The organism is Pontixanthobacter rizhaonensis, assembly GCF_012972675.1.
GTDB classification, from domain to species: Bacteria; Pseudomonadota; Alphaproteobacteria; order Sphingomonadales; family Sphingomonadaceae; genus Pontixanthobacter; species Pontixanthobacter rizhaonensis.
Genome location: NZ_JABCRE010000003.1, coordinates 677,678 through 697,181 on the forward strand (window position 1 = coordinate 677,678; position 19,504 = coordinate 697,181).

General features: G+C 51.3%; 17 protein-coding genes. 13 read left to right on the plus strand and 4 right to left on the minus strand.

What is annotated here, in order from left to right; genetic code table 11:
- Nucleotides 1-7 precede the first annotated feature (7 nt).
- Both HKD42_RS10995 and HKD42_RS11000 read right to left on the minus strand, forming a co-directional pair.
- Entirely contained in the window at nt 8-721 is a 714-nt protein-coding gene (locus tag HKD42_RS10995) for a polysaccharide biosynthesis/export family protein (RefSeq protein WP_170013300.1), read from the minus strand.
- A 78-nt stretch (nt 722-799) separates the two neighbouring features.
- On the minus strand, nt 800-1,600 hold the full coding sequence (locus HKD42_RS11000; RefSeq protein ID WP_170013302.1) for an O-antigen ligase family protein: 801 nt from the start codon (nt 1,598-1,600) through the stop codon (nt 800-802).
- 833 nt (nt 1,601-2,433) lie between these two features.
- On the opposite strand from HKD42_RS11000, the gene HKD42_RS11005 reads away from it, so the two are divergent.
- Nucleotides 2,434-4,404, plus strand: a complete 1,971-nt coding sequence (locus tag HKD42_RS11005) for a polysaccharide biosynthesis protein (RefSeq protein ID WP_170013304.1) — start codon at nt 2,434-2,436, stop codon at nt 4,402-4,404.
- Nucleotides 4,405-4,434: 30 nt separating this feature from the next.
- On the opposite strand, the gene HKD42_RS11010 is transcribed toward HKD42_RS11005, so the two are convergent.
- Nucleotides 4,435-5,559 (minus strand): acyltransferase family protein, encoded by a 1,125-nt coding sequence (locus HKD42_RS11010; RefSeq protein WP_170013305.1) that lies wholly within the window; start codon nt 5,557-5,559, stop codon nt 4,435-4,437.
- A gap of 219 nt (nt 5,560-5,778) precedes the next feature.
- On the opposite strand from HKD42_RS11010, the gene HKD42_RS11015 reads away from it, so the two are divergent.
- The 11 genes from HKD42_RS11015 to HKD42_RS11065 all read left to right on the plus strand — a co-directional run bounded on the left by HKD42_RS11015 (nt 5,779) and on the right by HKD42_RS11065 (nt 16,927).
- Nucleotides 5,779-6,456 (plus strand): class I SAM-dependent methyltransferase, encoded by a 678-nt coding sequence (locus HKD42_RS11015; protein ID WP_170013307.1) that lies wholly within the window; start codon nt 5,779-5,781, stop codon nt 6,454-6,456.
- Between the two features lie 170 nt (nt 6,457-6,626).
- On the plus strand, nt 6,627-7,976 hold the full coding sequence (locus tag HKD42_RS11020) for a flippase (RefSeq protein WP_170013309.1): 1,350 nt from the start codon (nt 6,627-6,629) through the stop codon (nt 7,974-7,976).
- 45 nt (nt 7,977-8,021) lie between these two features.
- Complete coding sequence (locus HKD42_RS11025; protein WP_281356512.1) at nt 8,022-9,038, plus strand: glycosyltransferase family 2 protein; 1,017 nt, start codon at nt 8,022-8,024, stop codon at nt 9,036-9,038.
- Nucleotides 9,035-9,994 (plus strand): ATP-grasp fold amidoligase family protein, encoded by a 960-nt coding sequence (locus tag HKD42_RS11030; RefSeq protein WP_170013312.1) that lies wholly within the window; start codon nt 9,035-9,037, stop codon nt 9,992-9,994. The genes HKD42_RS11025 and HKD42_RS11030 overlap by 4 nt, the downstream gene beginning before the upstream one ends.
- Nucleotides 9,987-10,760: a class I SAM-dependent methyltransferase gene (locus HKD42_RS11035; protein WP_170013314.1), complete on the plus strand. Its 774-nt coding sequence runs from the start codon at nt 9,987-9,989 to the stop codon at nt 10,758-10,760. Before HKD42_RS11030 ends, HKD42_RS11035 begins: the two co-directional genes overlap by 8 nt.
- A gap of 2 nt (nt 10,761-10,762) precedes the next feature.
- Nucleotides 10,763-11,932: a glycosyltransferase gene (locus HKD42_RS11040; protein WP_170013316.1), complete on the plus strand. Its 1,170-nt coding sequence runs from the start codon at nt 10,763-10,765 to the stop codon at nt 11,930-11,932.
- Between the two features lie 30 nt (nt 11,933-11,962).
- Complete coding sequence (locus HKD42_RS11045) at nt 11,963-13,129, plus strand: CapA family protein (protein ID WP_170013321.1); 1,167 nt, start codon at nt 11,963-11,965, stop codon at nt 13,127-13,129.
- A 32-nt stretch (nt 13,130-13,161) separates the two neighbouring features.
- The gene (locus HKD42_RS11050) at nt 13,162-14,190 is read left to right on the plus strand and encodes an EpsG family protein (RefSeq protein ID WP_170013323.1); all 1,029 of its coding nucleotides are present in this window, start codon (nt 13,162-13,164) and stop codon (nt 14,188-14,190) included.
- Nucleotides 14,191-14,241: 51 nt separating this feature from the next.
- A complete protein-coding gene (locus tag HKD42_RS11055; RefSeq protein ID WP_170013325.1) occupies nt 14,242-15,123 on the plus strand; it encodes a glycosyltransferase family 2 protein in 882 nt (293 codons plus the stop codon).
- Between the two features lie 33 nt (nt 15,124-15,156).
- A complete protein-coding gene (locus HKD42_RS11060) occupies nt 15,157-16,296 on the plus strand; it encodes a glycosyltransferase (RefSeq protein ID WP_170013327.1) in 1,140 nt (379 codons plus the stop codon).
- Between the two features lie 16 nt (nt 16,297-16,312).
- Entirely contained in the window at nt 16,313-16,927 is a 615-nt protein-coding gene (locus HKD42_RS11065) for a sugar transferase (RefSeq protein WP_281356513.1), read from the plus strand.
- Nucleotides 16,928-16,955: 28 nt separating this feature from the next.
- Here HKD42_RS11065 and tviB read toward each other — a convergent pair whose 3' ends face one another.
- A complete protein-coding gene (gene tviB / locus HKD42_RS11070; RefSeq protein WP_170014067.1) occupies nt 16,956-18,272 on the minus strand; it encodes a Vi polysaccharide biosynthesis UDP-N-acetylglucosamine C-6 dehydrogenase TviB in 1,317 nt (438 codons plus the stop codon).
- Between the two features lie 213 nt (nt 18,273-18,485).
- On the opposite strand from tviB, the gene HKD42_RS11075 reads away from it, so the two are divergent.
- On the plus strand, nt 18,486-19,499 hold the full coding sequence (locus HKD42_RS11075; protein WP_170013331.1) for a GDP-mannose 4,6-dehydratase: 1,014 nt from the start codon (nt 18,486-18,488) through the stop codon (nt 19,497-19,499).
- The last annotated feature ends 5 nt before the right edge of the window (nt 19,500-19,504 follow it).

Sequence of the window (19,504 nt, forward strand, 5' to 3'; positions counted from 1 at the left end):
TTCGCGATCATCTCACTATGGTATTCAGAAGGAGAATGCTGCTGGACAGCAGTGGGACAAACTGAAGTATGGAATCCACTCGCTTCCGCGCCACTGAGTCACCAACAGTAACTATGTCACCAGGATAAATCGCTGGATCAGGGTAGTTACCCCTCTGAATTGCTTGGATATTATACACACCGATGTAGTCCTGATCATCTACGGTGCGCAGAACAAGCACATCATCCAACTTAGCCAAATCCGACAAGCCGCCAGCACTGTTAACCGCGCGCAAAAGAGTGGCGGCCTCGGTGGCGGTATAGCTCCCTGGCTTTGCCACCTCTCCGCCCACAGAAACAGACTGTAACACCTCTGCTTGTGGCAATACGCGCACTTGAGGATCTACGACATAATCACCCCGCAGCCTATCGCTGATCATTCTCGCGGCTTGATTGGGTGTCTTTCCCGCCAACAGCAAATCTCCAACCAAGGGATAGCTAATATAGCCCTCTTCATCAGTCAAAAAATTACCGCTGAGCAATGGAACATCAGCAACCTCGATCTGCAATTTCTGCAGCGGGTCAATTGTATAGGCCGTTGCCTTACTCGGCGCAGGTAATTCAGACAGTGTTGTAAGCGTAATAGACGGAGCGGCGCCGGTCATCACTGAGCCAGATGCACAACCAGTCAGTCCAACGCTCAGCACAAGGGACGCCAAAAAAGCTCTAAAAAATGTGCGCATGACTTCCTTCACGTACTACCTAACTTCGTTTAACCACCGATGCCTTAGATGCAAGAGCTTTCAACTAGTGACCCACAGTCAACTGAGAGCCCGAGAACTGTCAGGCCTAATCGCTCGACAATCGAGGCAGAACAATATGATAAAATGGGCCATCATCACTTGAAAGAGAGGCGCCCGCAAAGGGTAATCGACCGCACTGGCGAACGCTGTAATTGCGATCGCGCTGAGCCAAAACACTACCAAACCAGCTTGTGTGTTCGCGCTCAAGGCCAAGCGGATCAATCCTCCAACCAGTGCAGCGCCGCCTGCCAGCAACAAACATCCGGACAAGATGCCACCCTCGATCAGAAACTGGGCCCAGTCGTTATGAGCTTGGTTCAGATAGCTGGGCTGGAGCAATTGCTCGGCCTCATAAATGTGAAAGACTTCTTCAAAAGAACCAAAACCAGAGCCAAAAACCCAATGAACGGCGATCATTTCCTGTAAGACTGGCAAAAGCGTCCAACGCAAATCAGACAATGGATCACCACCCCCTAACCTTTGTAAAGCAGGTATCCGATCAAAAGCAACGAAAGTGCCAAGCAACAGCATTGCCGTAACGACCCAACCCAAACTCTGCCAAGACCTGCCGAGCGCAGGCACCCATTTGGTCGCCCCATCCTCTGGACGATGTTGCCGCCCCTGCAACCACAGCAAGTACACGCTAATCGCGGTGGCAAAGATAGTCGCGACGAGCCCAGCCCTAGACCCACTAGTTATCGCCGCCAAAAGTACGACGATATAGGCTCCGTAAAGGCCAGCCCGCAGAGCCATGTGGTCCAAACCAATCCCCCTGCTGATAAGTGTGCGGGCAATTGCTATCAAAGTGAGCGCATGCATAATCGCTGCGTGGTTCCGGTTTGCAAAGAACCCGACGGGCGATCCAAGATTGGTTATATCATATATATACCCGAATCCTGTGCCTATTTGCACCAAACCAAGCAAAGCATTACCAACGCCAATGCCGATGAATGAGAGCAAAATTATACGACGGCGCTGTGATTGAACCGACAATAAGATCAACGCCGCTGCTGGCACAACCAAGCTGAAGAGCGCGTTTAGGGTGCGCGAAGGGGTCAAAGATAGCGGGCGCCAAATTTCTTCCATTCCCAAAGACAAGCCGAGTTGGGTGACCAATTCTCGACCAGGTAAAGACTGCCAAACCGAAGGCGGGAGCGGGACCAATTGCAGAATCATCACTCCTGCCAGCAGCTGCAGCAAAATTAACGGGATTCGGACGGAGCTAAGACGGGAAGGCGTTGCCAGTAATATTGCTACGGTCAGTAACAAAACGCTGGCGGGGCGAAGGAAAAGGAGTTGGCTGGCATCGGGCCGCGAGCTACCGCCCAGTAATGCGGCAATCGCTAATAAAGCAACCAACACACACAGGGCCATTATGTCGGTAAGCCGTTTAGTCCTCTTAGACCGGTTCATAATTGTTCTTAACTTCACCTGACATTAAGTTACGCATCACATAGAGGACCCAACCCGGATCGGGGTCGATTCCTGTGTTATTGCACGGGTTTGCGGTGAACGCGCTATAGTGCATACACCACTCCGCTTTAGTTGTAAGGTCAGCTAGGCTCGCTTCATCCCTCTGACGGCATGGTTCGCCGAATCAGCAAACACGCTGCTGCCCCGCAATCCTAGCTTGAGTTTCATCGCCAGATGTGGTGTCAGAATTTCCACACCCCGCCGTTTTTGCGCTGGGCCACCCCGGAGATGCGACCTTGTCGAGTGACCTCGCAAGCTATATTTTTGACGTTCCACGTAAAAAGAAGCGTCGGATTCAAATTGCGGCAGACGTTGGGCTGATTGTCTTTGCACTGCTGGCAGCGCTATGCCTGCGATTTGATGCATTCACCAGCGTGCTACTGATGCAAAACTGGCTAATTGGTATCCCGGTTGCGCTTATATGCACCTTCTGTTTTCTCAAGCTCGGCTATTACAATAATATCGTCCGGTTTGAAAACAGTGCCGGTAACGCAAGCAACTTCGCGTTGAAAATAGGGACAGTCTGGGCTCTATTTATGGTGATATCCTTATACAACCCGTCGTTGCTGCCTCGTTCCGTGCCTTTCATCACGGCCCTAATACTATCAGTCGGATGGTTCGCAATGCGATGGATCGTCCACACGATCTACCTTGCAACATTGGTTGGCAAGCGCCGGAAAGCGATCATTTACGGTGCAGGCACTTCAGGCCGGCAACTTGCAAATAGCCTCGCTAGCAACAACGATTACAAGATAGTCGGAATGGTCGACGATGATCGCGAGCTAGAAGGCTTGAGCATTGCTGGGCTGAGAGTCTCTTCGCCAACAAAGCTTGCAGAACTGATCGAGAACAATGATGTCGAGCGAATTTTCCTGGCGATGCCCAGCTTGGCTGCTCCTCAGAGACAAGCCATTCTCAAAGAACTGGAACCGCTGCCCGTTAAAGTGAAGACCGTGCCGAGCGTTGACGAACTGATTTCCGGTCGAGTGTCCATTGACGACACACGAGACTTACAGATCGAGGATCTACTCGGCCGGGTTGCCAGCAAGCCTCTGCCAGAGCTTCTCAGTAAAAACACCTCTGACAAAACCATCTTGGTCTCAGGTGCGGGCGGATCAATTGGATCGGAAATTTGCCGAAAGGTATTGCTGCAAAAACCCCAACGGATTATCCTGTTTGAACAGTCCGAGCTCGCATTATACACTGTGGAACTGAGCCTGCAGAAGCTACGTGCTGTACATAATATCGATACGAAAATCGAAGCCATTCTGGGTTCGGTTCAAGACGAAACTAGGCTGCGACATGTCTTCCGGTCGTTCTCGGTGGACACGGTGTATCACGCGGCTGCATATAAGCACGTGCCGCTTATCGAAAATAACTCGGTTGAAGGGCTGCGGAACAATGTTTTTGGCACCTTGGCCCTCGTTCGCATGGCGCAGGAATTTGGTGTTGCTCACTTCACGCTGATTTCAACCGACAAAGCCGTGCGCCCAACCAATATTATGGGCGCATCAAAACGTTTGGCAGAGTTAATTTGCCAGGCCTACGCCAATGACGCGGCCAAAAATGCATCGGTTGACGGCGCCGTGAGAACCCGGTTTGCGATGGTTCGCTTTGGCAATGTACTAGGATCATCGGGTTCGGTCATTCCATTGTTCCGAAAACAAATTGATGAAGGGGGGCCGGTCACGGTCACGCACCCAAAGATCAACCGGTTTTTCATGACAATCGAGGAAGCGGCACTGCTGGTTATCCAATCATGCGCTATGGCCCGTGGGGGTGATGTATTCCTGCTGGACATGGGCGAACCGGTTGAAATCGTGAAGCTCGCACAGCGAGTTATTTCCCTATCTGGCTATCAGCCAAGAATGCCTGATAGCGCAGCGGCTAATGATCCGCTGCAACCACATGAAATAGAAATCCGGTTCACTGGACTCCGGCCAGGTGAAAAGCTCTACGAAGAATTGCTCGTCGCGGGCGAGGAAGAAGAAACCCGCCACCCATCAATCAGACGGTCAAACGAGCCATTTCTAGAGCGAGAAGTTCTGGAAAGTCACCTACAAGAGCTAGAAAATTTTTGTACCTCCAACAATTTCGAAGGACTGGTTGAAAAACTACTGAGTCTGCCGTTGGAATATCGGCCAGATTAGGAGCTGCGAACCCGAAAAACCGGCCTTGCTCTATCTCCTCGCATCATTTTTCCGGGCCTGGCCATGCAGTAAACTTGTAAGCGGTTGCCTGATAAGTTTTTCCAGTTCGACAATTCCAAGAGAGAGAGCCACTAGCGCCAGTATTGTCAGCCACAAAGCCAGATACGCTGGCAAATTCGTTAGGCTCAGCATTATATCCCGGCCTAGCTCACTATGCACCAAATACAATGGATAAGTTGCTAAACCTAAAGAGCGGATCACGTTCCGCTGGCTGCCCAACACAGCGTTGATCGCTTCAGCAAAGTGCACTGAACAGTACATCGCCGCCAAAGCCATCAACCAAATTGCTGCTGGTAACAACAATGGTGCGGCTCCCAGCGGATCGACAAGTAGATACGTACGCGCGGCCCCTACATTGGCCGCCAAGCCAGACAACACTAAACCACTTGCAAACAAGAGACGAAAGGGTGTCCAACCGGATTTAGTCGTTTGCCACAGCAACATACCTAAAGCGAAGTAGCAGCCAGTCCGAGATAGGGTCAGATATTCGTAGTCGCCAGCGATTTGCAGATTGATTCCGAGGTCAAAGCCTACAAAATCCTGAATAACCTTCAATCCCCAATATGCCATGCTCCAGCTACCAAGCAAAATGGCAAAAGAATGTAAGTATTTAGCCCCAGCCACCCACAGCACTATCGCGACCAAGACATAGAACACCAATTCCACGGCCAATGTCCAGTAAACACCGCTGACCCAAGGCCCGAGTGGGTTCAATATGATTGAGTTAAGATATCGTACCAGTTCAAACTCAGCCGAGAATAGGATCCCCGAGACGACTGTAATTGAAGCACAAATCCAAGCGGCCGGATATAATCTTGAAATACGGCCTTTGAGGAAATTGCTGCTTGATCTTTGCTGAGCCGAGTACGCGATGACAAACCCGGACAATACAAAGAAGATTGGCACACCGATCCATCCTGCTGCTGATACCGGGGATTGGATGCCATCCCTGAAGCCCCCCCCCCCCGTCGTAGCCAAGTCAGGTCTCCACCACCAATAGGCAAGGTGGTAAAAGCACACCATCAAGGCGGCGGTGAAGCGGACAACATCCAATCCGAGAAATGTGGTTTTTGTAGTTTGACTTGCAGCGTTCATGCGACATCGCTAGCTGAGCGACGCCTCGCTCGCAATCACACAGATCACCCAACGAACAGACGCCGAACGAACATGTCAGCCGCAGGCCATTTCACCGCCATAGTTGCCTTCTGGTTTACTCTTCGGCTACGCGCGGGCCACTGGCTGCTGCGCAAACAGCTGCTAAGCGAATAATCTACTGCATTTTCAAACCACCCAGCGCCAAAGGCTTGCCCGACAATGAGTACAATTTTGAGAACTGGTTATGCGTCCCTCGCGAAACTATCGAAACGGTTCTCCCGCGCGAACCTGTATCAGTGGCTGGAGGCCGAACTGGCAATTTTGCCTCAAGGCAGCCGAGTTCTCTGCATTGGCGCAGGCGGTCTGCTGGACACCATGATCAAGGGTCAAGCCGGGATTGAAGCAACTACGGTGGATATCGACCCCGCGCGCAAACCTGACATTGTCATGGATGCCACGCAGCTGACATTTGACAATGAAAGCTTCGACGCAGTCTTTATGCTGGAGGTATTGGAGCACGTTTTCGAACCCAAGGCAGCGCTCGATGAAATCAACAGAGTACTCAAGCCAGGCGGCCGGTTTATTATCAGTACCCCGTTCGTATTCGGCATTCACGAAGCCCCTTATGATTTTTGGCGCTTCACTCGTCATGGGCTGGAGCATCTTCTTGCGGAATATTCGGACCTATCCATTCGCGTGCGCAATCATTATTATGAATCGATCATTGTTCTTTTGACCCGCTCAATATTTTCGAAAGGCAAAAAAAGGCAACTGATCGGGGGGCTAGTCATCATTTTGGGCCTTCCCCTATTTGCTGTCCTATTGCTGCTGGATCGAATAACCCGGGACGATCAATCGACCACTGGGTATTTTGCCACCTGTGTAAAGCCGGATTGATGGCTGTTTGAACCCTGCAAAATAGCTACCTGACGCATTCTTGAATCATGTTTCGCAGCAGGGCTATTAGTAGCTATCTCACGCGATGCTGCTAAACCGATTGCAGACCGTCAAAATGGCTGGAAACACAGCCTGCCATAAATAGGCCCGACTCCGCTATGCCGTTCCCGATGATGCAACGATACTTTTCCAGCGAGAAGTGGGTAAATCAGGTCAAGACCATACTCGCCGCCGGTTCTGGAGGACTGTTTGTCAGAGTCCTGTCTTTGATCGCGACGCTGCTATCCTCGGTCGTGTTGGCTCGCGCGTTGGGTGCGGATAGCTTTGGATTGTATGTTTTTGCGTTGTCGGTAACGTCGTTACTATCCATCCCGATCCAGATGGGGGTGCCGACCTTGGTCGTACGCGAAACTGCCAGCGCCGATGCGGTCCAAGACTGGCCCGCTATCGAAAGTATCAGAGTTTGGGCATTGCGATGGAATATGACGCTGGGGCTGTTCATGGCCGGGGCATTTATTGGCGTTGCCATTATATTTGCTGATCAAGCATCGGATCAGAAATGGGTTTATATTTTGGCGGCGGCGATCATATTGCCGCTGGCAATTACCGGAACCTTCGGCGCCGCTTTGCGCGGGCTGCGACATATTGTTTTGGGGCAGTTGCCAATCGAGGTGCTTCGCCCGTTCGCTATTGTCGCTGTCATCTTTGTTATCTGGACGCAGACCGATTACACACTGGACACCACACTTGCCCTTTCGGTCAATCTTGTGGCCACCATTTTGGCAGGGTTGGTCGCCATGCTATTCTTGCGTAAACGGTTGGGCAAGCGGTACAAAACGGGCACCCCGTATGTGTTCCAAAACCGCGCTTGGGCCAAAGCAATCGTACCCATCGCGCTCATGTCGGGACTGCATATTATCAACCAAAACCTCGACCTGATGATGATTGGTGTGATGCGCACCAACGCTGAGGTCGGCGAATATAAGATAGCCGTTTCCGCCGCCACTTTTGTGATCTTTGGTCTATCGGCCATTCAGCTTGTCGCAATGCCTTACGTCAGCCGCTATTTTAAGAAGAAGAATTTCGGTGAATTGCAGAAGCTGGCCTCGCTTTCGGCATTGGCCTCTATCATCATGGCGGCGCCGGTAATGGCCCTGTTCGCAGTGTATGGCGATGTGCTTATCCGGGTGATCTACGGACAAGAATTTGCCAATGCGCTCAGCCCGCTGATCATCCTATCGATCGCGCAGCTGATCAATGGCTTCTTTGGTATTGTCTGGCCGCTGTTGGTCATGACCGGGAATGAACAGGCTGGGTTCCGCGGGCTGCTGATTTCTACATCGGTGAATGTGTCACTAAATCTGGCGCTCATACCCACATATGGCGCGTCTGGGGCCGCCGTCGCAACCGGATGCTCGATTGTCGTTTGGAACATACTCTTCTGGTGGTCGGTTTGGCGGCACCTAAAAATCGATGCGTCCATACTTGGATTATTGCGCCGTCGCCACTATGGGGCGTAGCGTAAGGCGGCACATCGACCATTTTAAGGACTAACACGCAACGCAATGTCGATAGCTGGCGCGCCTCCCACAATATCCGTAACTATGGCGACGTATAACGTGGCTCCATATGTCGCAGCCAGCGTTGAGAGCGTACTGAGCCAAAGTTTCACGGACTTTGAATTCATTATCGTCGACGATGGATCAACCGACAATACGCGCAAGATTCTGCAGCATTATGCTGACCAAGACACCCGTATTCGGTTGGTATTTAAGTCGCAAAACGGCGGGCTGGCGGCAGCCCGCAACGATGCGATTGTGATCGCGCGCGGCGATTGGGTGACGTTCCTTGATGGTGACGATATCTTCCGTAAAGATATGCTCGAAAAAGCGGTCAGTGCTGGCCAAGCAGCCGATGCCGATATGGTCCTGTGGGACTTTACAACATTTTCAGATGAAACCGCGATCAGTACCTCCAGCACCAGTTCCCGCTTGGCGACAATAGATGGTGATGACCGCTCCGCTCTGTTGGCGCTTCCCGCATTCGCTTGGACACGCCTGATACGGCGCGATGCACTGCTGCAGCACAAGATCCAATTTGCAAATGGGCTGACATATCAAGACGTCCCTCCGCATTGGGTGCAGATGACTGCACTTAACAAAATTGCTTTGGTTTCCGAGAGGCTGGTTTTTTACAGGCAGCAGCCCAATGCCACGACAGCCAAAACTAGCTGGAAGCGGGCTGATTATTTCCATATTCTGGACCAAGTGGCGGAATATTTGCGCACTTCCGGCTTGGAGCAGGTCTATGGAGATATCCTTGTGCAGCGGCAGCTTGAGGCATGGGCCGGTGTATATGACATCATCGACCCTGACTTGAAGCCAAGGGTGCTGGATATGATTACCAACCGATATTCTGCCACCCACACAGAATATATTCGATCAAACAAGCCTTTGCGCTGGCGGGCCAGAACCTTTTTCAAGGCCCTAAACGGCCAGACCAGTGCCAAACTGGCTCTGGCACTTTGGACAAATACCCGGCAGCTTTACCGTTGGCTATCCAAGATTGCTGTGACGGCATGAGCAACTTGATACACCGCGCCCGCGAGTGGCTGGTTGCCAAGAAGAATGAGCAGACATGGCTCTATCTATGCTGGATGAACTGGTTGCGATTGCGGGCAGCCATAAACCTGCGCAAATTCGATGATCGGCAAGCGGTCATCCACTTGTATAAACGCTATGCCGGCCGAGAACCTGACTTGGAAAACCCCGTTCGGTTCAGCGAGAAAATGCAATGGCTTAAGCTGAATTATCGACCTGCGGTGCAGACCATCTTGGCTGACAAACACGAGGTGCGCACCTACTTGACAGATAAGGGATACGGACATTTGCTGAATGAGCAACTGGCCTGCGTATCGTCGGTCGAAGACATTGATTTCAGTGCCCTACCCAACCAATTTGTGGTGAAAGCGGCCCATGCCAGTGGCTGGAATTTGATTTGCCAAGACAAACGGTCTCTCGACGTGAAATCGGCCAAAGTGAGGCTTGCCAGCTGGCTGCAGCAGGGGATATTCTGGAACGGTCGGGAATGGCCATATAAGAACATCCCCAGAAGGCTAGTGATTGAAGAATATCTGGAAGATTCCAGCGGCGGCCTTCGCGATTACAAGGTGTTTTGTTTCGGCGGCATCGCTGAGTTTATTCAAGCCAATTCGGGCCGGGCGTCTGCTGAGCATGCGCAGAATTTCTATAGTGTGGATTGGGAATTACTACCTTTCGGAAAGGATTTGACCCCGCGGTCAGATATTACCATTCCAAAGCCCGGTACGTTAGACGAAATGGTGAAACTGGCACAGAAACTGGCAACGGGGCATCCATTTGTGCGGGTGGATTTCTATGATGTCGATGATCGGCTGTTTTTCGGGGAACTTACCTTTTACCCTGCCAGCGGCCTGCCTGACTTTAGACCGGATCAATTTGATTTCACGTGTGGTGATATGCTTAGCCTCCCTTCTGCAAATGAGATGAACAATGTCTGACAACATGCAAGAACAACAACTCGTCCAGGAGAGTTGGTATGATTTTCCATATCACTACCTCACCGGCATTCCGCCGAAATTTGGGGTTGCGCGTTTTTATGATTGGCATCTCAACTATGCCTCCGCGATCGACTTTCTGTTGGAGAGAATCGGCAAAGAGAAAAAGCGGGTTTCCATAGTGGATATCGGGTGCGGTGACGGTCGTCTCACCTCAGAACTTGCCCGGTGCTTCCCATATGCGCGCGTTGCCGGGATTGATTATTCCGAAAGAGCCATAGGGCTCGCTAAGGCATTGAATGCGCGCAGCAGTATCGAATTTGTCGCGTGTGACCTGATCGCAGACCCCCGCAAGGACTCCTTCGACGTAGCTGTTTTGATGGAGGTCTATGAACACATCGAACCGGCTAAAGGAGAGGCCTTTCTACATAGCGTCAAAGATTTAATGGCCGCGGACGGAGTTTTGCATCTGACTGTGCCGCACGTTAATATGCCGACCGATCCGCATCACTTTAGACACTTTGATGCCGCGACTATTCGGGCCGAGCTTGAGAAATTTTTCACTGTCGAGGAAGTGATACCATTTGAGAAGATTTCTAAGAAAAGACGATGGCTGAACAGAATTCTTGCCAACAAGCTCTTTATCCTAAACCACGATGGCCTTTTGAGTCGCGTGTTCAAATATTATAAATCAAATTTGTTCTACTGCGGCTCAGAGGCGCAATGCCAGCGGCTATATGTTCGTGCGGTCCGCCGCTCAGACACGTAATCATGCCATCGGATCACCTCAAAGTTTGGCACGCAATCGGACCTATGGAGATGGGCGGCGCCGAGGTGATGATCATGGAATTGATGCGCCACAAAAGCGCCGATATCGATGTTACGTTTCTGGTACATTGTCGGGACAGCTACTTAGCCGGTTCTGCCCATTTTGATCAGGAAATTCAGGCGCTTGGAGGGGCAATAGCTCCCATCACCACTCCCATGCAGAGCGGTGTGTTGGCCTATCTAGAAGCGTTTAAGGACCATATCGCCCAACATGGTACCCCAGACGTCATTCATATTCATTTGAACGCCCGAAGCGGGTTGGTGGCCGTGGCCGCCGCTCTTCACAAGATACCTAGGATAATTGTCCACTCCCATGCGGAAATCACTTTCCGCGGGACATGGCGCTACCGAATTTTGGCACAGCTTGAATTGCTGATCAGCCGAGTGTTATTTACCTTTCTCGCGACGCATCTTTGGGCGTGTTCCAAGCCCGCTTTCAAAAGCCTTTTCTTGCCCTTCTCACTCAGGAAGCAGCACCGGGCAATCGTGCCAAATGCCATCAATGTCTCGCCTTACATCATGGCAATGCAAAAGGCGGGGGCGATTACAAACAAAGCCGCCTCCGACCAGCCGCGTCCGCTGGTAATCGGCACGGTGGGGCGGATAGTACGGCATAAGAATGTGCTGTTTCTGATTGCGGTATGCAGCCTGTTGCGCAGACGGGGCACGGCCGTTGAACTGCGCATTGTCGGACGGGAGGCTGAATCCGATTACGCAGACAAAATTCGCGCTGCTATCGCCGCTGATGGCTTGGAAGACTGTGTTTATTTGATGGGCGAACGCGGCGACATACCGGGCCAGATGGCAGGCTTTGATGTGTTTGCCAGCCCCGCTCTCAAAGAGGGCTTTGGAATCGTAGCGATAGAAGCACAGGCCGCCGGGAAGGCGTGTGTGCTATCGACCGGCTTCCCCCCAGCGGTTGATATGGGGTTAAACTTGGTGGATTTTGTCGAGCAATATGATACAGAAATGTGGGCAGACGCGATTATGCAGGCATCTGTCCGAGACCCGGTAGACAGTGCTCAAATTGATCAAGCATTCCAAAACAGTGGCTTCTCGATTGAGACGAGTGTCAAAATCGTTGAACACGCATGGCGCGGTTATGAGCGCTAATTTGGGAGCGCATATCCAGTGGGAAATTCGGTGAACATCCTGATCCTTGGCGATATCTGTCCCGCGGAAGGCACTCGGTCGTTATTTGATAGTGGTGACGAAAAAGCAATCTTCGGCACGTTACTCCCCCTGCTGCAAACTGCGGATGTTACGGTCGGGAATTTGGAATGCGCATTGTCATTGGCAGCCCTGGATGCGGTAAAGACAGGGCCGATATTGCGCGCAAAGCCAACCGATGCTCAGGTTTTGTCGCGCGCCGGATTTGATATTCTGGGCATTGCCAATAATCACATTCAAGATTGCGGCAGTGATGGCGTATTGGAAACAGTCGAGGCACTGCGTAATGCCTCTGTCGCTCCGGTTGGCGGCGGCGCATCTCCGGATGAAGCTGCAGCACCAAGAGTCATTGAGAACAATGGTCTAAAAATCGGCATAATCGCGGTCGCTGAACGAGAATTCAACGCCGTCAGTGACACGTGTGCAGGCGCGCACATCTTTGACCCGTTGACTGATCTAGAGCGCATTAGAGACTGCGCTCTAGAATGCGACTTTACAGTCGTTCTCTATCATGGCGGGATCGAAGACTACGCCTTCCCCAGCCCCGAATTGGCAAACACTTGCAGAGCGCTGATCCGCAATGGCGCCAATTTGGTACTGTGCCAGCATAGTCACGTGATCGGCACCCTGGAACACTATCAGGGTGGGCAAATTCTATATGGGCAGGGCAATGCCGTTTACGGTCACCGCCCTCATAACGATCAATGGAACGAGGGATTGGCGGTTTCAATAACCATTTCCAAGACCAAAAAGTCAGCCAAAGCAAGTTGTGAAGTGCAATTACTTCCAATCGGTTCTGACACGCACGGGAAGGTGGATTTGCTTCCACCAAATCGGGCTGAACTGGTGCTGACACAGCTCAATCAAAGATCCCAATTGGCCGCCGATCCAGCTGTTATAGAACAAAAATGGGTGCAATTTTGCGCGACGCTCGGCAACCAGAATCTGCCCCATGCGTTTGGGTTGGGGTTATGGGCAACGCGGATAAATAAGCTATTGAAAGGGCTTTTGGTCAAGCTTCTGTATACTCGGAAGCAAAAAATGATCGCGATGAATGTTATTCGCTGCGCGGCGCATAGGGAAGTTATTCTGACTTCGCTGGAGCAGGCCAGTAAACCTGCACAAGCTTCTGACGGCTGACAATGCTACCATATCTTGCACTATTGATCGGTATGACCGCTCTGGCCTTTGCTGCCCAATCGCCGAGGGTTGCGGCACGTCCTAGCGCGGCAATTTGGTTGCTGACCTTGGTCATGCTGGTCATTTTTGCAGGCATTCGCGCAAATGAAGTGGGCGCAGATACGCAAGTCTATGTTTCACGATATGAGTTTCTACAGTCGCAGCTGCAAATATGGGATGTCAGGGGCTCTGCCGAAATAGGCGTTAAAGCAGTCTATGCTGTGGCATTGGCCCTGCAGTTTGAAGTGACCGGTTTTTTAGTTGTCGTATCGGCAATCGTGGTGGCTTGCTATTTCCATTCCATTATTCGCTATTCTGCCAACCCCGCTTTATCTCTTTTTCTGTTAATCGCGCTTGGATTTTTCCTGTTCCATATGAATGGTCTGCGTCAGGGCTTGGCGGCGGCAGTGTTCATACTGGCCGTACCCCAGCTGCTCCGCGGTAAATTTTGGCATTACGCATTGCTATGCCTTCTTGCCGGGACATTCCATGTTTCTGCGCTGGTCATGATTCCTCTATATTTCGTTTTTCGCAGGGGTGTCTCGCCGCTCACGGTTGGCAGTATGATAATCGCCTGCACTCTCATTACATTTTTCCCAGAAGACGTGTTTAGGTTCGCAGGTCTGTTGAACGAGCGCTATGAGACTTATGCCGAGCGGAATGAAACTGGGGCCACATTGCTGACCGCCTTTTTCGTTCTATCATCGGTGGGCCTTGCTGCCGTTCGATCCTTTGTCCTAGCAGCCGTGTGGCCGGATTATGACAAGCTCTTGGCGATGGTTATCTTGGGCACGCTGATTTATCTGACCGTCACGATGGCCGGCCTGTACGTCGAGATAACCAGAATGGCCATTTACCCGCTACAGGCACTCATTTTTATCTGGCCTTTGCTGATCATGTCCCAGACGAACTCAAAAAATCAGGCATTCTTTTTAATCGTCTCGGTCATTTCAGGATTGGTATTTTATATCGCTTTCATCAGTCAGATAGGTGGATATATTCCTTATGCAGCCCGGCTTTAATCCAGTGCAATTTTGTGGTTCTGCCGAAGGAAGTGATACGGGTCTGCTGACATGAAAATTACCGTTGGAATTCCATTCTTTAACGCCGAGAAGTATCTGCTCGATGCTATAAAATCCGTATTCGCCCAAACCCATCAGGACTGGGAACTATTCCTAGTAGATGATGGATCTACCGACAGATCATTGCAGATTGCCGAAAGTATCCGCGACCCCAGAGTGAAAGTCATTTCTGACGGACATAATCGGAAGCTTGCAACCAGACTCAATCAGATAACACAGATTACCAATTGTGACATTATTGCCCGGATGGATGCCGATGATCTGATGGCAACTGACAGGCTAGAAAAGCAGCTGGCGCTGTTGACCGCCAGACCAGACCTTGATTTCGTTTCGAGCGGTTTACTCTCGATAGATGCTGAAGATCGGCCAGTCGGCAAACGATGGCATTTTGACACAGCCATCAAGCGCGAGCATCTGGCAGCGAAACGCGGGGCGGGGATTGTCCATGCGGCGGTGATGGCCCGGCGGTCTTGGATGCTCGAACATCCGTATGATCAGAACGTGGCGATCGCTCAAGATTATGATCTATGGATGAGAGCCAGCCGTTCCCAAGATCTGAAGGTAGAGATTATTCCAGAGGCGCTTTATTATGTACGCGAATTGGATAGCGTAACCCCCGATAAGCTATTCCGATCATATCGGGTCGACCGCCGAACGCTATGGAAATATAGGCGCAACCTTTGGGAAGCGCGCCACATCCTGAAATCCGTCGCTAAGAGTATAGTTTTAAACGGGATCATTGCTTCTGGCCGATTTGACGCTCTGATCCGCAGACGGTCTAGCGGCACTCTGGAGCAATATCTGATTGACCAATTTGAGCGGGATCTGGACAAAATCCGCTCTGTGGAGCTGAGTGGGTCTAACGAAAAGTAACCTCGCCAAATCTATGGGAATGTTGTGAGCACAATGAAGAATAAGAAAACCATTGCAGTGATCATGCATTCCGTGGTCAATTTTAAGTTCTTTTGGATCCCCATAATTCACAAGCTGGCCGAAGAATTTTCGATCATTGTGTATGTCGGGAATGACGATCCAGAGTTTCTGAAAACGCTGGATGTGCCCTGCCGTATCGTGGAATTGCCACTGCGGCGACGCATTGAGCCACTGGCGGATTTAAGAGCGCTGATCGCCCTATGCCAAGAATTGCGCAAAGAAAGACCAGATTTGGTGCAGACTGTCACGCCCAAAGGTGGCCTGTTAGGAATGCTGGCCAGCGCCTTAGTGAGAGTGCCGAAGCGGGTACATACTTTTCAGGGGCAGGTTTGGGCAACGCGGACGGGTCTATCACGATGGATATTCAAGTATATTGACTGGTTTATAGCACGCCTGTCAACATCACAGCTGGCTGACAGTCAAACGCAGCTCGACTTTTTACGAACAGAGGGGGTTCTTACTTCCGAACAGGGCGCCGTGATTGGCGCTGGTTCCATATCCGGGGTCGATCTTAGCCGCTTTCATCCAGCCGTCAAAAAGGAGGCTGAATTGTTGGGCGAAATAGATAACGCCGCAAATGAATGGGTTATCATGTTTCTTGGCCGGATGAATATCGACAAAGGCTTATTAATACTGGGCGAAGCGTTTGAGATCGCTCAGAAACGTATCGCCAGACCTTTACGGTTGGTTTTGGTCGGTCCAGACGAAGCCGACATTGAGCCTATACTAAAGCAGAAGATCGGATCCAGCCTCACCACACGCGGATACACTGCCAATCCAGAACACTATATTGCGTTGTCAGACGTCATTGTGCTGCCCAGTTTTCGCGAAGGGTTCGGGTCTATTTTGATCGAAGCGGCGGCAATGGGCAAACCCACCGTCGCGTCCAGAATTTACGGAATTGACTGCGCGGTCCGCGATAGGGAAACCGGTATTCTGGTGGAGCCGGGCAATGCCGAAGAATTGGCCAATGCACTGGTCGAACTTGCCACTGACGGCGAGCTATACGCCGCTTTCGCCAAACAAGGCAGAGAGATGGCAGTATCCGATTTCGATCAGGATACCGTTATCAAGGCTTTGGGACACTATTATCGCCAACGGCTTGAAGCGTGATCTAACCATGACGCCAATGAAACGCGCTTTTGACATCATTGTCGCGATACTGATTTTGATCGCAGCAGCACCCATTCTGCTGAGCATCACCATTCTCGTCATCCTTTTTGACGGCGCGCCCGTATTATATATTTCCGAGCGTATGAAAACGCCCACCACATCGTTTAGGCTCGTAAAATTCAGGACGATGCGCAGTTCATCTGACAGCCTAAGAGCCACTGGCGGCTACAATCAGAGCCGTGTCACAACGTTGGGTAAATGGCTACGCAGTAGTAGGCTCGACGAGCTACCGCAGCTGTGGAACATCTTAAAAGGCGACATGAGCTTTGTTGGTCCACGGCCTCCGCTGCGGCGCTATGTTGAAATGTGTGATGACACATATGAAAAAGTGTTGCGCAATCGGCCTGGGGTAACTGGCCTGGCATCGCTTTTGTATCATCATCATGAAGAATGGCTGCTAAAAGACACGAGCGATCCTTCTGAGGCGGAAGATATTTATTGCCGCATTTGCGTGCCGCAAAAAGCCAAAATTGACCTTATCTATCAGCGGCATTCCAGCCTGTGCTTTGATATAACCATCATGTTTGCGACTGTACTTCGACGATTGAAACCCCTTCTGCACCGCCGATAAGCGCACGGACTTTCGGTAGCGACCAGTATCATAGCCTGTGGTCTGATGCGTCGAGAGGCAATACAGACTTCAAATCATACAAAACATTTTGCGGCTTTCCAAAGGCTTGAATACCTTCCGCACCCAAAGCGAGAAATTCGTTATGCGCGACGGCCAATACGATTGCATCATAGGATCCAACGACCGGCGCCTCGATCAATTCGATGCCATACTCATGCTGCGCCTGGTCCACATTCGCTTGCGGATCATAGACGTCCACTTGCATCCCAAAGCTGTCTAACTCTCGGACTACATCGACCACTCTGGTGTTGCGCAGATCAGGGCAGTTTTCCTTAAACGCCAAGCCCAAAACCAACACGCGCGCGCCGTTGATCTGAATTCTCTTTCTGATCAGCCCTTTGACTAATTGCTGCGCCACATAATTACCCATCCCATCATTGGTCCGGCGGCCCGCAAGAATCACATCAGGATAATAGCCCAAGGCCTCGGCCTTGTGGGTCAGGTAATAAGGATCGACGCCAATACAGTGGCCACCTACCAACCCCGGTCTGAACGGCAAGAAGTTCCACTTGGTACCAGCAGCTTCCAGCACGGCAGCAGTATCGATATCCATCCTGTCGAAGATAATCGCCAGCTCGTTAACCAGAGCAATATTGAGGTCGCGCTGGGTGTTCTCGATCACCTTCGCGGCTTCTGCGACACTGATCGACTCCGCCTTAAAGGTGCCTGCAGTAATAATTTCCTGATAAAGAGCATCCACTTGATCGGCAATTTCGGGTGTCGATCCCGACGTCACTTTGGTGATCGTCGGCAGTCGATGTGTCTTATCTCCAGGATTAATACGTTCCGGGCTATAACCGCAAAAGAAGTCTGTGTTGAACTTCAACCCTGAAACGCTTTCAAGAACTGGCACGCAGTCTTCCTCGGTGGCCCCAGGATAAACTGTGCTCTCGTAGATCACGATATCACCAGCGCCCAGCACCCTCCCGACGGTTTCCGAGGCTTTCAGCAAAGGTGTCAGATCCGGACGCCGGTGCTCGTCAATTGGGGTTGGTACCGTAACGATGTAGATAGAACAGTCGCGGAGGTGTTCCAGATCGTCTGTAAACGTGAGGTGCTTTGCGTCAGCAAAATCCTGGGCATCGGTTTCTCTGGTGGAGTCTTCACCTCGATTGAGCGCTGCAATTCGATCGCCATCGATATCGAAGCCGACAACTGTCCGTTTCTTTCCAAACTCTACAGCCAATGGCAAACCGACATACCCTAGGCCAATGATAGCTATTTTTGACAATTCTGTGCTTCCTGTTTGCTCAGCAAAAAAGGTCGATTCCCACGTCAACGACATTGTGTCGCATACATCGCTTTTTGGTGAAACCGGTCTCTTCCTATAGGTCGACGTCCTGTAGACGGATATATGCAATCATTTGTTTTTTAGCAAAGTCTTGGTTAGTGGCGGATTGTCCCGTCGCTTCTGATTAAGACCCGCAAAGCCCTCGCGCCGACCATCAGTGCCATGGTTCTCGATTATAATACAACGAAATGTGAAAGCTTCATTCCCATGCGTAAAGTCTTCGTCACCGGATCTGCTGGATTCATCGGTTTTCACCTGTCCAACCTGCTCCTGAAAGAAGGGTTCCAGGTCATCGGCTTCGACGGAATGACCGACTATTATGACGTCCGGATTAAGGAACGCCGGCACCAAATGCTGCTGCAAAACGAGCATTTCAGCGCCCATATCGGCATGCTGGAAGACTTTGAGGCATTGCAGAAATTGATGATGGCCGAAAAGCCTGACGTCATCGTTCACTTGGCAGCCCAAGCCGGCGTCCGGTATAGTCTCGAAAATCCGCGGGCCTATTTGGACGCCAACATTGTTGGCACTTTTAACATCATGGAATGCGCTCGCGAGTTGGGCGTCGACCACTTGTTGATGGCCTCCACAAGCTCTGTCTATGGCGCAAATGAAGAAATGCCGTTTGACGAACTGGAGCGGGTGGAAACGCCCATGACGTTCTACGCAGCCACCAAAAAAGCCAATGAATCGATGGCGCATAGCTATGCCCATTTGTGGAACTTGCCGACGACGATGTTCCGCTTTTTTACAGTCTATGGGCCATGGGGCCGTCCTGACATGGCCCTGTTCAAATTTACCAAAGGCATTCTCGAAGGCACACCGATTGATATTTACAATCATGGCGAGATGTACCGGGACTTCACCTTTGTAACTGACTTGGTGCGCGGCATCCGCTTGCTGATCGACGCAGCTCCTGAACGGCCCGCAAGCAAAGACGATATTGCCGAAGGGGACAGCCTCTCGCCGGTCGCACCATTCCGGGTCGTCAATATCGGCAATAGCGATAAGGTGAAACTGACCGCCTTTATCGACGAGATCGAACGTCAATGCGGCAAAGAAGCCAAGCGCAATTATATGGACATGCAGAAGGGCGACGTGCCTGCAACATGGGCAAATGCGGAACTGCTCAAAAGCCTAACGGGGTATCAGCCGCAAACCGATTTCCGAGAGGGTATCCGGCAGTTTGTTGAATGGTATCGCGCCTATTACGGCGTCTAGCTATC

Excerpts from the sequence above, each read along its gene's own strand:
- HKD42_RS10995 (WP_170013300.1), bottom strand. The coding sequence starts at position 721 with ATGCGCACATTTTTTAGAGCTTTTTTGGCGTCCCTTGTGCTGAGCGTT.
- HKD42_RS11000 (WP_170013302.1), bottom strand. The coding sequence starts at position 1,600 with ATGCATGCGCTCACTTTGATAGCAATTGCCCGCACACTTATCAGCAGG.
- HKD42_RS11010 (WP_170013305.1), bottom strand. The coding sequence starts at position 5,559 with ATGAACGCTGCAAGTCAAACTACAAAAACCACATTTCTCGGATTGGAT.
- HKD42_RS11015 (WP_170013307.1), top strand. The coding sequence starts at position 5,779 with ATGAGTACAATTTTGAGAACTGGTTATGCGTCCCTCGCGAAACTATCG.
- HKD42_RS11020 (WP_170013309.1), top strand. The coding sequence starts at position 6,627 with ATGATGCAACGATACTTTTCCAGCGAGAAGTGGGTAAATCAGGTCAAG.
- HKD42_RS11025 (WP_281356512.1), top strand. The coding sequence starts at position 8,022 with ATGTCGATAGCTGGCGCGCCTCCCACAATATCCGTAACTATGGCGACG.
- HKD42_RS11030 (WP_170013312.1), top strand. The coding sequence starts at position 9,035 with ATGAGCAACTTGATACACCGCGCCCGCGAGTGGCTGGTTGCCAAGAAG.
- HKD42_RS11035 (WP_170013314.1), top strand. The coding sequence starts at position 9,987 with ATGTCTGACAACATGCAAGAACAACAACTCGTCCAGGAGAGTTGGTAT.
- HKD42_RS11040 (WP_170013316.1), top strand. The coding sequence starts at position 10,763 with ATGCCATCGGATCACCTCAAAGTTTGGCACGCAATCGGACCTATGGAG.
- HKD42_RS11050 (WP_170013323.1), top strand. The coding sequence starts at position 13,162 with ATGACCGCTCTGGCCTTTGCTGCCCAATCGCCGAGGGTTGCGGCACGT.
- HKD42_RS11055 (WP_170013325.1), top strand. The coding sequence starts at position 14,242 with ATGAAAATTACCGTTGGAATTCCATTCTTTAACGCCGAGAAGTATCTG.
- HKD42_RS11060 (WP_170013327.1), top strand. The coding sequence starts at position 15,157 with ATGAAGAATAAGAAAACCATTGCAGTGATCATGCATTCCGTGGTCAAT.
- HKD42_RS11065 (WP_281356513.1), top strand. The coding sequence starts at position 16,313 with ATGAAACGCGCTTTTGACATCATTGTCGCGATACTGATTTTGATCGCA.
- tviB (WP_170014067.1), bottom strand. The coding sequence starts at position 18,272 with ATGTCGTTGACGTGGGAATCGACCTTTTTTGCTGAGCAAACAGGAAGC.
- HKD42_RS11075 (WP_170013331.1), top strand. The coding sequence starts at position 18,486 with ATGCGTAAAGTCTTCGTCACCGGATCTGCTGGATTCATCGGTTTTCAC.